The 16,385-nt window shown below is 44.7% G+C and carries 14 protein-coding genes; 11 read left to right on the forward strand and 3 right to left on the reverse strand.

The window, feature by feature from the left end:
* Nucleotides 1-124: 124 nt before the first annotated feature.
* The 3 genes from R7R78_RS19675 to map all read right to left on the reverse strand — a co-directional run bounded on the left by R7R78_RS19675 (nt 125) and on the right by map (nt 4,262).
* A complete protein-coding gene (locus R7R78_RS19675; protein ID WP_005380322.1) occupies nt 125-508 on the reverse strand; it encodes a DUF3461 family protein in 384 nt (127 codons plus the stop codon).
* A 142-nt stretch (nt 509-650) separates the two neighbouring features.
* Nucleotides 651-3,275: a bifunctional uridylyltransferase/uridylyl-removing protein GlnD gene (gene glnD, locus R7R78_RS19680; protein WP_017636037.1), complete on the reverse strand. Its 2,625-nt coding sequence runs from the start codon at nt 3,273-3,275 to the stop codon at nt 651-653.
* A gap of 108 nt (nt 3,276-3,383) precedes the next feature.
* Nucleotides 3,384-4,262, reverse strand: a complete 879-nt coding sequence (gene map / locus R7R78_RS19685) for a type I methionyl aminopeptidase (RefSeq protein ID WP_005380326.1) — start codon at nt 4,260-4,262, stop codon at nt 3,384-3,386.
* A gap of 384 nt (nt 4,263-4,646) precedes the next feature.
* Between map and rpsB the strand changes: the two genes are divergently transcribed.
* From rpsB to lpxD, 11 genes are all read left to right on the forward strand, one after another.
* Entirely contained in the window at nt 4,647-5,375 is a 729-nt protein-coding gene (gene rpsB / locus R7R78_RS19690; RefSeq protein WP_005380327.1) for a 30S ribosomal protein S2, read from the forward strand.
* Between the two features lie 132 nt (nt 5,376-5,507).
* Nucleotides 5,508-6,353, forward strand: coding sequence for a translation elongation factor Ts (gene tsf, locus R7R78_RS19695; RefSeq protein ID WP_005380328.1), 846 nt, complete (start codon nt 5,508-5,510; stop codon nt 6,351-6,353).
* Between the two features lie 147 nt (nt 6,354-6,500).
* A complete protein-coding gene (gene pyrH, locus R7R78_RS19700) occupies nt 6,501-7,226 on the forward strand; it encodes a UMP kinase (RefSeq protein WP_005380329.1) in 726 nt (241 codons plus the stop codon).
* Between the two features lie 100 nt (nt 7,227-7,326).
* Nucleotides 7,327-7,884 carry a ribosome recycling factor gene (gene frr / locus R7R78_RS19705; RefSeq protein WP_005380330.1) on the forward strand — a complete coding sequence of 186 codons (558 nt, stop codon included), beginning with the start codon at nt 7,327-7,329 and terminating at the stop codon, nt 7,882-7,884.
* 96 nt (nt 7,885-7,980) lie between these two features.
* Entirely contained in the window at nt 7,981-8,736 is a 756-nt protein-coding gene (locus R7R78_RS19710) for an isoprenyl transferase (protein WP_005380331.1), read from the forward strand.
* A 12-nt stretch (nt 8,737-8,748) separates the two neighbouring features.
* Nucleotides 8,749-9,591, forward strand: coding sequence for a phosphatidate cytidylyltransferase (locus tag R7R78_RS19715; RefSeq protein WP_005385351.1), 843 nt, complete (start codon nt 8,749-8,751; stop codon nt 9,589-9,591).
* A gap of 50 nt (nt 9,592-9,641) precedes the next feature.
* Nucleotides 9,642-10,847 (forward strand): 1-deoxy-D-xylulose-5-phosphate reductoisomerase, encoded by a 1,206-nt coding sequence (ispC, locus tag R7R78_RS19720; RefSeq protein WP_005385353.1) that lies wholly within the window; start codon nt 9,642-9,644, stop codon nt 10,845-10,847.
* Nucleotides 10,847-12,205 carry a sigma E protease regulator RseP gene (gene rseP / locus R7R78_RS19725; RefSeq protein WP_225474157.1) on the forward strand — a complete coding sequence of 453 codons (1,359 nt, stop codon included), beginning with the start codon at nt 10,847-10,849 and terminating at the stop codon, nt 12,203-12,205. Before ispC ends, rseP begins: the two co-directional genes overlap by 1 nt.
* Nucleotides 12,206-12,249: 44 nt before the next feature.
* The gene (gene bamA, locus R7R78_RS19730; protein ID WP_005380335.1) at nt 12,250-14,664 is read left to right on the forward strand and encodes an outer membrane protein assembly factor BamA; all 2,415 of its coding nucleotides are present in this window, start codon (nt 12,250-12,252) and stop codon (nt 14,662-14,664) included.
* A 13-nt stretch (nt 14,665-14,677) separates the two neighbouring features.
* Nucleotides 14,678-15,187, forward strand: a complete 510-nt coding sequence (locus tag R7R78_RS19735; RefSeq protein ID WP_005391804.1) for an OmpH family outer membrane protein — start codon at nt 14,678-14,680, stop codon at nt 15,185-15,187.
* 6 nt (nt 15,188-15,193) lie between these two features.
* A complete protein-coding gene (gene lpxD, locus R7R78_RS19740; protein WP_005380347.1) occupies nt 15,194-16,225 on the forward strand; it encodes a UDP-3-O-(3-hydroxymyristoyl)glucosamine N-acyltransferase in 1,032 nt (343 codons plus the stop codon).
* The last annotated feature ends 160 nt before the right edge of the window (nt 16,226-16,385 follow it).

Raw genomic sequence — 16,385 nt, forward strand, 5'->3', positions numbered from 1 at the left:
TGAGTAGTTTTACAGGCAAAGCCGAAACGGATGATAACCACCTACTGAAGTAGGTGGTTTAGGGCTGAAAATAAAAAGGGTTAGCATCAATGCTAACCCTTTTTAATATTTAAGACTTAACGTTTTACTTTAGTTTTTCAAGATCCGCTTCGATCTCTGCGATCTTGCTCGAAACGACTTTTTCTAAATGACGAAGGTCTGAAAGAATTTTCTCTTTTACATCAACCTCAGGTTGTTTCGTTGGCTTAGTGATTTTATTCAGTTCATCAATGACTAATGTGAGGTTACGGTTGATTTCCGTTACTTCTTTATATTTGTGACTGCCACTGTCCACAAGAACATTTTTGATTTGGCGTGGGTATTTGAATTTAACGCTTTTAGCGAACAGTTCGCCTTTTTGCTTGTGGAAATAGATCTTGAGTACGTCTTTGTGTGCTTCTTGGCGTAGGGAATAACGTTCAATCTGCTTAGGGTCGTGAATACCCAAACCAGTGAGGTGGGGATACATAGGCTACCTCTATTACATCGAATTGATATTGATATAACTGTAGCAGCCTATGTATGAGCTAGATAGCTGATATTTAGCCAAAATGCTTAACTTGTGGGCAAGATCGCTCTCGCCCTGAACCGAAAAGATTGGCAGGTTTGATCTAAGCTGCGACCTCATCAGATAACTTTTCGATCAATCTCTCTCTTAGCTCATCCTGTTGTTCTTCACTTAATCTTCCCCCTGCATCACTGGTTAAAATAAACAAGTCTTCTGCTCGCTCACCAATGGTGGTGATTTTTGCACCATGAAGGTTGATATTTAAATCAGCAAACGTACGGCCTACTTTGGCCAACAGCCCTGGTGTGTCTAGCGCGACAAACTCCATTAAAGTGTGTTTTTTACCTTTGGTTGGTAAGAAGTCGACTTTGGTTTTCACGTTAAAGTGCTGAAGTTTGTTCGGAGTACGGCGCGTTTTAATCTTGGTTGGTCGGCCTGCCTCCAGTACATGAGTGAGGTGTTTAATCACCGCGGCGTGACGAGACTCATCGATCGCTTCGCCATGTTGATCGAGTACCATAAAGGTATCAATCACGTGCCCATCTTTGCTGGTCATGATTTGCGCGTCGTGTACATTAAAATTACGCCTATCTAACTCCGCCACGACTGTCGCAAATAAAGCAGGCTGGTCTTTCGTATATACAAACACCTCAGTGCCGCCACGAGTGGCTTTTTTACTGATCAACACCAAAGGCTTAGTCGGATCTTCCATGCGAAGTAAGTGTTCGCAGTGCCACGCGATTTGCGTATGGGTATGACGAAGGAAGTAGTCAGCTTTGAAGCGTTGCCACAATACTTCAATTTCGCGCGCGGCAAACCCCTCTTTGCGCAGCATAGCGGAGGCCATTTGTTGATTGTGGCGAATTCTCTCACGTACATCGACAGGGTTCTCTAGGCCTCTACGTAAAGCACGTTGTGTGGAGTAATACAGCTCCGCAAGTAAAGTTCGTTTCCAAGCATTCCAAAGTTCTGGGTTGGTTGCACAAATATCTGCAACTGTCAGGCATACAAGATAATCGAGAGATTCTTCGTCTCTGACTTTTTTGGCAAACTCGGTAATGACATCGGGATCATAAATGTCTCGGCGCTGTGCGGTGACAGACATTAATAGATGATGTCTTACCAACCAAGCGACAAGTTTCGCTTCGGGCTTCGATAAACCATGCTCAATGCAGAAGTCGTACGCTTCTCCTTCACCGATAATCGAGTGATCGCCGCCACGACCTTTCCCGATATCGTGGAAAATAGCGGCAATAATCAGCAGCTCTTTCTTTTGCATCCGAGGGTAGACGTCACAGCAAATTGGGTGCTTCGCATGATTTTCTGGGTCACTAAAAGTGTTGATGTGTTTAAGTAAGCGAATACTGTGTTCATCAACTGTGTAGGCATGGAATAAGTCAAACTGCATTTGACCAACAATCTGACTCCATTGCGGTAAATAGGCCGCCATAACCCCTAATCGGTGCATGAGACTGAATGCTTTGTGCAGAGCATTAGGGTGACGACATAACGCCATGAACTTTTCACGCGCAGCAGGAATGGTGTGCAAAAACTTGTTGAGCCGACGGCGAGCGGTGCGCAGTTGACGCAGCGTTGGTGGGCTCACCCCTTCAATAGTTGAGTCGTTAGCAATATGTAAGAACATATCCAGAATAGTTTCTGGGCGAGCTTGGAACAATGCGGGTTTCCGCGCTTCAATTAAAGAACCGCGACGTTGAAAGTCCGTATCGAGAATCTCGGCACTTTCTGTTGCCCCACCATTAATGATCGCTTGGTCAAAGAGTTTGAGTAGCATTTTATTGAGCTCTGCCACACGACGAAGCGTGCGGTAGAACTCTTTCATCATCATTTCTACGCCTCGATTGCCTTCTCCGACGTAGCCTAGATTTTCCGCAACTTGTGCTTGATGGGCAAAGGTCAAGCGGTTGTCATAGCGGCGAAGCTCCATGTGCAGAGCGAAACGTACTCGCCAAAGGAAGTCCTGACATTCAACCAATTCTCGGTATTCTGCGTCAGTTAAAAATCCGTATCGGCTCATTTCTAACAATGAAGTCGCACCAAAGTGACGTCGAGCGACCCAGCTTAATGTATGAATATCGCGCAGCCCGCCAGGGGTTGATTTAATGTCCGGTTCTAAGTTGTAGGTCGTGTCGTGGTAACGTGCATGGCGTTCGCGCTGCTCTTGAATTTTAGCGCGGTAAAACGTCTCACTTGGCCAGAAGGAGTCTGATAACACGACTTTCTTCAGTGCCTGAAAGGTGTCCTCGCTTCCACACAGCAGTCGCGCTTCTTGCAGGTTTGTCGCGACCGTTAGATCGGCTTTACCAATTTCAGCACATTCAGTAACGGTGCGAACAGCGTGTCCGACCTCGAGTTTTAAATCCCACAACAGCGTAATGAATTCGCTGATTTTTGCTTCTAACGCGGTTGGCAGTTTATTGTTCGACAGAATCAAAATATCGATATCGGAGAGCGGATGCAGCTCGCCGCGTCCGTAGCCACCAACGGCAACCAGAGAAATGTTGTAAATATCCTTGAAGCCAAAATGTTGCCACAAACGATTGAGAAGCAGATCCATATATTCAGCTCTGGCTAAAACCAAGCTTGTTACCGGATGATGATTGAGAAACTCTTGGTTTTGATTAGAGCTAAACTTCTCTAATTCTTGTTTGAGTTCACCGATATTGATTTGTTCATCGGAAAAGGTAAGAGGGGACTGAAGTGTCATATTTGCCATCCGTGCAAGCTAATCTAATAACAATCTAACAAATTTGCGGCAGATAAAAAATATCCCCGCCGAAGCAGGGATATAGTAAACAACGAGTGGTCGTCAGCTTTACGCGTTTTTCATTAGGCGAGGAATCGTATCGTCGCTACGAAGCGTCAGTACTTCACAACCTTCTTTTGTTACTACAATGGTATGTTCCCATTGCGCAGAGTTCTTGCCGTCGCCCGTGTAAACAGTCCAGTCATCTTGTGCATCAACAGAGCAACCAAATTTACCAGCGTTAATCATCGGCTCAATAGTAAAGCACATGCCTTCTTTTAATACGCGGCGGTCTTTGTTCTTGTAATGAACCACTTGTGGTTCTTCATGGAACTCATCGCCGATACCGTGACCACAGAAGTCTTTCACAATAGAAAACTTGTTGCGAGGATTGTTCTTGTTGTTCTCTTTGATGTACTTCTCGATAGCTGTACCGATGTCACCAACCGTTGAACCTGGCTTAACGGTACGCATACCAACATACAGTGCTTCTTGAGCTACCATGCACAGACGTTTGTTTGCAGGCGAAACATCACCGACTAGGAACATCTTAGAAGTGTCACCATGGTACCCCTGAGGACGCACGCTCAGATCGGCATTCTCATCATTTGGAACGATTACGGTAATATCAACGTTTAAGATGTCGCCATCTTTTAGTACCGCCGGCTTCATTTGGCCGTTGCTACCGATTTCGTCTTTTTCCGCTGGAATACCGTGGCATACGATATGGTTGATTGAAGTACAGATCGACTTAGGGAAACCATGGTAATCAAGCGGAGCAGAGTATGCACCTTTTTCTAGAGCGTACTCATGACAGATTTTGTTTAACTCTTCTGTCGTCACACCAACTTTGATGTGTGGTTCGATCATTTCTAGAATCTCTGCGGCTAGCTTGCCCGCAATGCGCATGCGTTCTATTTCTTCAGCAGTTTTAATCTTGATTGACATTGGCTTTCTCTACTTATTCCTAAGCACGTAAACGTGCGAATGACCGCATTCTATCAGACATCGGGGCGTTAACCCAAGTTAGATAGGAATATGCATCATTCTTAATTCGATCATATGTTTAAAGTTTTGCTTATAAATAGGAGAAAGTGGCTCGGTGAAGAAATAATTTTTACTAGCCACAGTGAGCTAAAATATGGTATAAAGCGCGCCGGAATAGAGGACTGTTCTCTTCGTTTAGCAAAGTTAAGCGGCGAAGCAAGCTTCATCCGAATAACCTTTTATCTTTAAATCACACACATTCCGTCACATATTCCGGGGTGCTGAGCAGAAGCTTGGTCGGAGTTATGGGGAATGTGGAGGCCTAACCCCATAGAGGATTTTAAAATGGCAACTGTATCAATGCGCGATATGCTAAAAGCTGGTGTTCACTTCGGTCACCAGACTCGTTACTGGAACCCAAAAATGAAGCCATTCATCTTTGGCGCTCGTAACAAAGTTCATATCATCAACCTAGAAAAAACTGTACCAATGTTCAACGACGCTCTAGCTGAACTAGCTAAAGTTGGCGAGAAGAAAGGTAAGGTTCTATTCGTAGGTACTAAGCGCGCTGCATCTGAAGCTGTTAAAGAAGCTGCAATCGCAAGCAACCAGTTTTACGTAAACAACCGCTGGTTAGGCGGTATGCTTACAAACTACAAAACAGTTCGTCAGTCTATCAAGCGTCTAAAAGAACTAGAGACTCAATCTCAAGACGGTACTTTTGACAAACTAACTAAGAAAGAAGCTCTAATGCGTACTCGCGAAATGGAGAAGCTAGAGAAATCTCTTGGTGGTATCAAAGACATGGGCGGCCTACCAGACGCTCTATTCGTAATCGACGCTGATCACGAACACATTGCAATTAAAGAAGCTAACAACCTAGGTATTCCAGTATACGCTGTGGTAGATACTAACTCTAACCCAGACGGCGTTGACTACGTAATCCCAGGTAACGACGACGCGATCCGCGCTGTACAGCTATACCTGAACGCTGCTGCTTCAGCAGTATCTGAAGGTCGTAACAAAGACGTAGCTGCAGTTGCTGAAAAAGACGGTTTCGTAGAAGCTGAATAATAGCGGCTCTGTGTCACACTTGGTCTATGTGAAACCTTTGTGTAGCATAAACTAAGTTATAGTTAGCAATGGGGGCCGACAATGTTAGGCCCCTGTTTTTTACCTTATTTCGAATCAAACGAGGAAGACAGAATGGCAACTGTAACTGCTGCTCTAGTTAAAGAACTTCGCGAGCGTACTGGCGCTGGCATGATGGAATGTAAGAAAGCGCTTGTAGAAGCAAACGCTGACATCGAACTAGCAATTGAAAACATGCGTAAATCTGGCGCAGCGAAAGCAGCTAAGAAAGCTGGTAACGTTGCAGCTGAAGGCGCAATCATCATCAAAGAAGAAAACGGCGTTGCTGTTCTTCTTGAAGTTAACTGCCAAACTGACTTCGTTGCTAAAGACGGTAACTTCACTGCATTCGCAGAAGAAGTTGCAGCTGCAGCTCTAGCTTCAAAAGCTTCTGTTGAAGAACTACAAGCACAATTCGAAGACGCACGTGTAGCTCTAGTAGCTAAAATCGGTGAAAACATCACTATCCGTCGCGTAGAATACGTTCAAGGCACTGCAATCGCTTCTTACCGTCACGGTGAGAAAATCGGTGTTGTTGTTGCTGGTGAAGGCGACGCAGAAACTCTTAAGCACGTTGCAATGCACGTTGCTGCTTCTAAGCCAGAGTTCGTTAACCCAGAAGACGTACCAGCTGACGTAGTAGAAAAAGAGAAAGCGGTTCAAGTTGAAATCGCAATGAACGAAGGCAAGCCTGCTGAAATCGCTGAGAAGATGGTTGTTGGCCGCATGAAGAAATTCACTGGCGAGATCTCTCTAACAGGTCAAGCTTTCATCATGGAGCCTAAGAAAACTGTAGGCGAAATGCTGAAAGAAAAAGGCGCTTCAGTTTCTACGTTCGTTCGCCTAGAAGTAGGTGAAGGTATCGAGAAGAAAGAAGAAATGAGCTTCGCTGAAGAAGTTGCAGCAGCTCAAAAAGGTTAATCCTTAGAGACTGTATAAAGATTAGACCGTAGCCAAGGCTGCGGTCTTTTTATGAGCAGTGAACGATTAGCCGTGATGAATAGCCATAACTGAAGTTGTGTCTATTCATGACTGTTAATCAACAACTCTCTTTGGAAGGTAAACTCCATGACTACGAACCCTAAACCAGCGTATCAACGTATTCTATTAAAACTGAGTGGTGAAGCTCTTCAAGGTGAAGACGGTTTTGGTATTGATCCTGCGGTCCTTGATCGTATGGCACAAGAAGTTAAAGAACTGGTTGAACTGGGTGTTCAGGTTGGTGTAGTTATCGGTGGCGGTAACTTGTTCCGTGGTGCAGGCCTAGCTGAAGCTGGTATGAACCGCGTAGTTGGTGACCACATGGGTATGCTTGCTACAGTAATGAATGGCCTAGCGATGCGTGATGCTCTTCACCGTGCATACGTAAATGCGCGCGTTATGTCTGCAATCCCTCTAAAAGGCGTATGTGACGACTATAATTGGGCTGATGCGATCCGTGAGCTTCGCCAAGGCCGAGTTGTCATCTTCTCTGCTGGTACTGGTAACCCGTTCTTTACAACGGATTCTGCTGCTTGTTTACGTGGTATCGAAATTGAAGCGGATGTTGTACTAAAAGCGACGAAAGTTGATGGTGTATTTACTGCTGACCCTGTAGCAAACCCAGACGCAGAGCTGTATGATAAGCTATCTTATGCAGAAGTTCTGGATAAAGAGCTGAAAGTTATGGACTTGGCGGCGTTTACGCTAGCTCGTGACCACAAAATGCCAATCCGCGTATTTAATATGAACAAGCCAGGCGCACTACGTCGCGTGGTTATGGGCGAAGCAGAAGGCACGCTCATCAACGAATAAGCTTGGCTTAAGGTGCCACTCCAAAGTGTTAGGGTGGTGCTTGCTTTGCTCAACCGTTTTAGGCTTTCTTCAGGAAAGATGACATTTTTAAGGTGAAACTGTGATTAACGAAATCAAAAAAGACGCGCAAGAGCGCATGGATAAAAGCGTTGAAGCGCTTAAGAACAACCTTTCTAAAATTCGTACAGGTCGTGCACACCCAAGCCTACTATCTGGTATTTCTGTAGAATACTACGGTGCAGCAACACCTCTAAACCAAGTAGCAAACGTTATTGCTGAAGATGCACGTACACTTGCAATCACGGTTTTTGATAAAGAGCTGACGCCGAAAGTAGAAAAAGCGATCATGACGTCTGACCTTGGTCTAAACCCTATGTCAGCTGGCACTATCATCCGCGTTCCACTTCCACCGCTAACGGAAGAACGTCGTAAAGACCTAGTTAAGATCGTCCGTGGTGAAGCTGAAGGTGGTCGTGTTGCTGTTCGTAACATCCGTCGTGACGCAAACAACGATCTTAAAGCGCTTCTAAAAGATAAAGAAATCTCTGAAGATGAAGACCGTAAAGCACAAGACGAAATTCAAAAGCTAACTGACGTTGCAGTTAAGAAGATCGATGAAGTTCTTGCTGCAAAAGAAAAAGAGTTGATGGAAGTTTAATACTCCCACACACATCACTGTTGGAAAACGCTGTGCTCACAGCTCAGCGTTTTTTTATGTTAGTCTATCCAACTGATGGAACTCAATTAACTCCCTATGCAAAATTCTCAAGCCTTCTCTGATTCCCTTCCTAAGCATATTGCCATCATTATGGACGGTAATGGCCGTTGGGCTAAGTCCAAAGGAAAACCTCGCGTATTTGGTCATAAAAAAGGCGTTAGTGCCGTTCGTAAGACCGTGGCTGCTGCTTCAAAACTAGGCATTAGAGCCATGACGCTGTTTGCTTTTAGTAGTGAAAACTGGCGTCGTCCGGAGGAAGAAGTGGGTCTTTTGATGGAACTGTTTATCACGGTCCTGTCTAGTGAAGTAAAAAAACTACACAAAAATAACTTACGGTTGCGCGTGATCGGTGATACCAGTCGATTTAGTGAGCGTCTACAAAAGAAAATTGTAGAAGCAGAAAACCTAACGGCAGATAACACGGGTATGGTGATCAACATTGCAGCCAACTATGGCGGTAAATGGGACATCACAGAAGCTGCTAAAACGTTAGCGCTAAAAGCACGTAACGGTGAAATTCGTGTAGAGGATATCAATGAGCAGCTAATCACTGAGCATTTGACCATGGCAGACCTACCGGAAGTGGATCTTTTAATTCGCACCAGTGGAGAGTGCCGCATCAGCAACTTTATGTTGTGGCAAATGGCTTATGCAGAAATGTACTTTACACCAGAGTACTGGCCAGAATTCGATGAAGACAGTTTGGTAGAAGCTGTGACTTGGTTTATCAACCGAGAACGTCGTTTTGGCTGTACAGGTGAACAAATAAAGGCATTGATGGCAGCTCAATAAGGACTAGTTAGTTTGAAACAGAGAATAATAACAGCACTAATTTTAGCTCCCCTGGTTATTTTAGGCATTTTTAAATTACCGCTAATGGGCTTTATTGCCGCTTTAACTGCAATAACGCTATTAGGTTTTTGGGAGTGGACTCAGTTTACAGGAAGCAACTCTCGCATTGCTGCCCTTGTGCCGGCAATCATTATTACCGGACTTAGTTTTCTATACATCTCGCCTGATGCATATAGCCTCAATCACTTAACGACACCTCATTATGTCGTCTTGGGTATTGGTTTTGTTTGGTGGATTATTGCTAGCTTAATGGCGATTACTTACCCCAAAACGACGAAATCTTGGCAAAGTAATTTTGTTTTACGTCATGTATTTGGTTTTCTGACATTAATCCCATTCCTTTGGAGTGTGATTATTCTCAGAGCGTATGACATCACTGTAGATCCATACCACGGCGCAAAGCTTGTGTTGTACGTTTGTTTCTTGGTATGGGCTGCAGATAGCGGCGCCTACTTTGCAGGCAAAAGCTTAGGCAAACGTAAGATGGCTCCTCATGTAAGCCCCAATAAAACCATTGAAGGGCTAATTGGTGGCATTATCACGGCATTAATCGTAGCGTGGGCATTTGCTGATTGGTTCGATATCCAGTTCACTAGCCCTGTCCATATGGTGCTGATTACGCTGGTGACTGTCGTTATTTCAGTGCTTGGTGATCTGGTTGAAAGTATGTTCAAACGTGTCTCAGGCATTAAAGACAGCAGTAACATTATCCCAGGGCACGGTGGTGTGCTAGATCGTATCGACAGCCTAACCGCAGCATTCCCAGTTTTTGCTCTTCTTTACTACGTATTCTAATTTATCAGGAGCGGCGTCGTCGCTCCTGAGCTTTCTAACGGTCTTACAACATGCAAAAGTTAACGATTCTTGGTGCTACTGGATCAATTGGTGCAAGCACGCTTAAAGTGGTCGAACAAAACCCAGATCTGTTTTCTGTCGTTGCCTTAGCGGCAAGCACTAACGTTGAAAAGATGATCGGTCTATGTCGTCAGTGGCAACCTAAGTATGCGGTCATGGCAGATAAAGCTGCGGCGTCTCAACTTCAAGCTGAGCTACACTCGGTTTCGCCAGGTACCGAAGTGCTAGGTGGTGTTGATGCGCTATGCCATATTGCTTCGCTGGACGAGGTCGACAGTGTAATGGCTGCTATTGTAGGAGCAGCCGGCTTATTGCCTACTATGGCTGCCGTGAAAGCAGGTAAGCGAGTCTTGTTGGCAAATAAAGAAGCACTTGTAATGTCAGGCCAGCTTTTTATTGATGCTGTAGAAGAATTTGGCGCAGAGCTACTTCCCGTCGACAGTGAACACAACGCCATTTTCCAATGTTTACCACAGCAAGTACAAACCAATCTAGGTCGTTGCAATTTACAAGAACATGGCATTTCTCATATTTTGTTGACTGGATCTGGTGGTCCTTTCCGTTACACTGACATCGCAGAACTGGAGCAGGTGACACCCGCGCAGGCGATTGCTCATCCAAACTGGTCGATGGGGCCAAAAATTTCTGTTGATTCTGCCACGATGATGAATAAAGGCCTTGAGTATATCGAAGCTAAGTGGCTATTTAATGCTGCTCGCGAACAACTGAAGGTGGTTATTCATCCTCAATCGGTAATTCATTCTATGGTTCAGTATCGTGATGGTTCGGTCTTGGCACAAATGGGAGAAGCGGATATGGCGACGCCAATTGCGCTCACCATGTCATACCCGTCAAGAGTGGAAGCTGGGGTTAAGCCGCTAGACTTCACGAAAGTTGGTGAGCTGACGTTTTTGCAGCCTGATTTTGCTCGTTACCCATGTTTAAAACTCGCAATTGATGCCTGTTATGAAGGTCAACACGCAACAACAGCATTGAATGCAGCTAATGAAGTCGCTGTTGATGCATTTTTAAATAACAGACTAGGTTTTACCGATATTGCTCGCATCAATGAGTCTGTGTTGAATAAAATCAACGCAAGCTGCAAAGCTGAGAATGCGAATAGCTTGGAAAGCTTGCTCGAGCTAGATAGAATGGCACGAACTATTGCCCTAGAAACCATACGCGAGCGTAGCTGATGACTGGTATATTGTGGAATCTCATTTCTTTTATCGTCGCACTGGGCATTCTTGTTGCCGTGCACGAATTTGGGCATTTTTGGGTTGCTCGCCGTTGCGGCGTTAAAGTTGAAAAGTTTTCAATCGGTTTCGGCAAGTCTATTTGGAGTAAAGTAGGCAAAGACGGAACGGAGTACAGCATCTCAATGATCCCTCTCGGCGGCTATGTGAAAATGGTTGATAGCCGTGTCGATGAGGTGCCAGAACATGAGAAGCACCTAGCGTTTGATAAGAAGCCGTTATGGAAGCGAACCTCTATTGTTGCGGCTGGCCCCATCTTTAATTTTCTTTTCGCAATTTTTGCCTATTGGCTGGTATTTCTAATTGGTATCCCTGCTGTTAAGCCTGTAATTGGTGAAGTTACGCCCAATTCGATTGTTGCGGAAGCTGGAATTGAATCTGGAATGGAACTTAAATCGATATCTAGTATCAAAACTCCGGATTGGGAATCAGTAAATATGGGATTGATTTCTCATATTGGCGATGATTTGATGACGGTAACACTAACGTCAGCGAATGAAGTTGGTTCAGAAGTAACGAAAACGCTCGATTTACGTGAGTGGAAGTTCGACCCAGAAACTCAGTCAGCGATGCAGTCGTTAGGTTTTGCTCCGTATACACCGGAGGTGTATCGAGTTATCGAGCAGGTCTCGCAAGGTGGAGCGGCGGAAAAAGCCGGTGTGCTTCCAGGTGATGAGGTTGTCGCAATTGGTCAACAACGCGTAACCGAATGGAAGCAAGTGGTTGAAGCGGTTCGTTCTAATCCTGATACACCGCTTGAATTGACGGTGTTACGTCAGGGTTATGAGCAAACATTGACGCTGACGCCCGGTAGCCGTGAGCTAGCTAACAAAGAAGTCGTTGGTTTTGCAGGTATTGCACCTAAAGTCGCAGAATGGCCAGAAAGTTATCGCTTCGATCTTCAGTTTGGTGTATTCGAGTCAATAGGTAAAGCAGTAGACAAAACTGGCCAAGTCATTGGTTTGACAATCAGCATGCTTAAGAAGCTGATTGTTGGAGACGTTGGTCTGAATAATCTGAGTGGACCAATATCAATAGCCAAAGGCGCAGGCGCGACAGCAGATTATGGTTTGGTCTACTTTTTAGGTTTTCTGGCTCTAATTAGTGTTAACCTAGGTATTATTAATCTCGTTCCTTTACCAATGTTGGATGGCGGTCATTTGTTGTTTTTTGCAATTGAAGCAGTCATTCGACGTCCTGTTCCTGAGAAAGTGCAGGAAATGGGCTTTAGAATTGGTGGTGCGATCATCTTCTCGCTCATGGCGTTAGCGCTATTTAATGATTTTACTCGTCTGTGATAGTTCAGAGACAAAAGCAGTAGCAAGGAATAATTAGAACAAGTATGGCGATTAAGCGAATTCTATTTGCAAGTTTACTGGCGACCAGTGTATCTGCAAATGGAGCAGAGAACTTCGTAGTTCAAGATATTGAAATCGATGGATTGCAGCGTGTAGCACTGGGTGCTGCATTGTTGAAAATGCCTGTACGTGTCGGTGATACCATTGGCCAAGGCGATGTTGCAGAAATTATCCGCGCCCTGTATGCATCTGGTAACTTTGAAGATGTGAAAGTGTTGCGTGACGGTGGTGTTCTGATGGTTCAAGTCAAAGAACGTCCTACCATTGCAAGCATCTCTTTTTCAGGTAACAAAGCAATCAAGGACGAGCAGCTACAAGAAAACCTGAACGCGTCTGGCGTTCGTGAAGGTGAAGCGCTTGACCGCACCACGCTAAGCAACATTGAAAAAGGCTTAGAAGACTTTTACTACAGCGTAGGTAAATACAACGCAACAGTAAAAGCGGTGGTGACTCCACTACCACGTAATCGTTCTGATCTTAAGTTTGTCTTTACTGAAGGTGTGTCGGCAAAAATTCAGCAAATCAACTTTATCGGTAATGAAGTGTTCAGTGATGAAGAGCTGCTTTCGCGCTTTAACTTAAATGTTGATGTGCCGTGGTGGAATTTCCTTTCTGATGAAAAGTATCAAAAGCAAGTTCTTGCAGGTGATATTGAAGCACTCAAATCATTCTACCTGGATCGTGGTTACTTAAAATTTAACGTTGATTCGACACAAGTTGCAATCTCTCCTGACAAGAAAGGGGTATACATTACTCTTGGTCTAGAAGAGGGCGAGGTTTACACCGTTAAGGACGTGAAGTTCCGTGGTGATTTGATTGGTGAGGAAGCGACGTTCGAAAGACTTGTGCCATTTGAAGACAATGAGACATACAACGGCTCGTTGGTGACTTCAATGGAAGAAGGGATTAAGCGTGTGCTTGGTGAGTCCGGTTATGCTTATCCTCAAGTGAATACCATTCCAGAGTTTGACGACGAGAATCAAGAAGTTTCTTTGGTCGTTAACGTAGACCCGGGTAACCGAATTTATGTTCGTGATATTCGCTTCACGGGTAATAACTCAACCAAAGATGAAGTCCTTCGTCGTGAAATGCGTCAGATGGAAGGCAGTTGGTTGAACTCGAAATCGATTGAAACGGGTAAAACTCGTCTAAATCGTTTGGGCTACTTTGAAAATGTTGAAGTACAGACGGTTCGAGTTCCTGGTAGTGATGATCAAGTTGACCTAGTTTACTCTGTCAAAGAAGCGAACTCTGGTAGCGTTAACTTCGGTGTTGGCTACGGTACAGAATCGGGTGTGAGCTTCCAGGTTGGCCTGCAACAAGATAACTTTATTGGTAGCGGTAACCGTGTTGGTATCAACGCGATGATGAATGACTACCAGAAAAACATCAGTCTTGATTACCGTGATCCGTACTGGAACTTAGACGGTGTAAGCTTAGGTGGTAAGGTTTTCTATAACGAATTTGAAGCGAAAGAAGCCAATATCGTTGACTATACCAACGAAAGCTATGGCGCGAGCTTAACGTGGGGCTTCCCATTCGATGAGTTGAACCGTTTTGAATTCGGTGTCGGTTATACGCACAACAAGATCGGTAACTTATCGCCTTACTTGCAGGTAGAGCAGTTCTTAGAAGCGCAAAAAGATAATATAGATTCAAGTGGGGCATTGAATACGAACGACTTCGACTTCAATATCTCTTGGACACGTAATAACTTAAACCGTGGCTATTTCCCTACGGCAGGTAACCATCAGCGTGCATTCTATAAAATGACCGTACCTGGCTCTGACGTTCAATACTTCAAAATGCAGTACGATGTTCGCCAGTATGTGCCATTGACTAAAAAGCACGAGTTTACCCTCTTGTTCCGTGGCCGCTTAGGTTACGGTAATGGTTACGGTCAAACGGATGGTAACGATAACTTGTTCCCATTCTACGAAAACTACTACGCCGGTGGCTTTACATCGCTTCGTGGCTTTGGCTCAAACTCTGTTGGCCCTAAAGCGGTTTACCGCGATACATCCGGCTCTAACAATGGTACAGATATTGCGACAGATGATTCAGTGGGTGGTAACGCAGTCGCATTAGCAAGTATTGAGTTGATCGTTCCAACGCCGTTCGCATCAGAGGAAGTACAAAACCAAATTCGTACCAGTATCTTCTTTGATATGGCAAGTGTTTGGGATACCGAGTTTGATTATCGAGAAAATAGCAACATTTCGGGTGCTAACTACTACTACGATTACTCAGATCCAACCAACTACCGCTCTTCTTACGGTGCGGCGTTGCAGTGGATGTCTCCAATGGGGCCACTAGTCTTCTCACTAGCGAAACCAATTAAGAAATTTGATGGCGATGATGAAGAGTTCTTCACATTCACTATCGGTAGAACTTTCTAAAGAGGATAATATTTTGAATAAAATGATCAAAGCGGCTGGGATTGGCCTTCTTGTACTGAGCTCTTCAATGTTTGCAAATGCGGCAGAAGCTGCACAGAAAATTGCTTACGTAAATACAGCTCAAGTTTTTCAAGCTCTTCCTCAACGTGAAGTTGTACTACAAAAAATGCAGAAAGACTTCAAAAGCAAAGCTGATGAACTGAAGTCAATCCAAGCACAAGCTAAAACAAAGATTGAGAAGCTACAACGTGACGGCGAGCTTTTGGGTCAAGACGAAGTTGAAAAGCTACGTATCGATATCGCGAAGCTAGACAGCGAGTACAAAGTGAAAGCACAAGCACTTGAAAAAGCAAGTGCGCGTCGTGAAGCTGAAGAAAAAGCGAAGCTTTTCAAAACGATTCAAGATGCAGTTAAGAAAGTCGCAGACAAAAATGGTTACGATCTTGTGATTGATATCTCTGCTTTGCAGTACGGCAAGCCAGAATACAATATCTCTGAAGACGTAATTAAAGCTCTAAAATAAGAAGTTATGAAGACATTGACATTAGCCGAATTGGCGACAATTACCGGGGGTGAGCTGTTTGGTGACGAGTCTCTCGTTGTAAGCCGTGTTGCCCCAATGGATAAAGCACAAGAAGGTGACGTAACCTTCTTGTCTAACCCAAAATACGCAAAACACCTTTCTGAGTGCCAAGCTACCGTTGTTATGGTAAAGGCTGAGCATAAAGATCAATGCGTTGGAAATGCGCTAGTGGTTTCAGACCCTTATGTCGCATTTGCTCGTGTGGTTCAAGCGATGGATACCACACCAAAACCGGCAGACGATATTGCACCAAGTGCTGTGATTGCCGCTGACGTTAAGATGGGTGAGAACGTTACAATCGGCGCTAACGCTGTGATTGAAACGGGCGTGGAACTCGGCGACAACGTAAGTGTTGGTGCTGGTTGTTTTATCGGTAAGAACGCCAAGCTAGGGAATAACACCAAGCTTTGGGCTAATGTCACTATCTACCATGAAGTGTCATTAGGTGATGACTGTCTCGTTCAATCGGGTACCGTCATTGGCTCTGATGGCTTCGGTTACGCGAATGACAAAGGCGAGTGGATTAAAATTCCTCAGCTTGGTTCAGTGCGTATCGGTAACCGCGTTGAGATTGGTGCTTGTACTACGATTGACCGCGGTGCACTCGAAGATACTATCATTGAAGACAATGTCATTCTGGATAACCAACTTCAAATCGCGCACAACGTGCAGATCGGATATGGTACCGTGATGCCTGGTGGTACTATTGTCGCGGGCAGTACAAAAATTGGTAAGTACTGCCAGATTGGCGGTGCGTCTGTTCTGAATGGCCATATCACTATCGCAGATGGTGTGGCGATTACAGGTATGGGCATGGTAATGCGCAGTATCGAAGAAAAAGGCCTTTACTCATCAGGTATTCCACTACAAACGAACAGAGAGTGGCGTAAAACTGCAACTCGAGTTCACCGTATTGATGAGATGAATAAGCGCCTGAAAGCGGTTGAAAAACAGCTGGAACAGAAAGAAGAAATTTAGAACAAGTTATCTTTCGCTCTGTATTTAACGTGAAAGCTAACAGGCTCTAGTTCCATATTCTGTACGAAGACTCGCGAAATGCGGGTCTTTTTCTTCTATAATGACGCGCTCTAAGTAGATTTAACTCCAAGATGGTGCGTATTTTGCTAGTATATTGCAA

The sequence above is a fragment of the Vibrio sp. 2134-1 genome, from assembly GCF_033339495.1.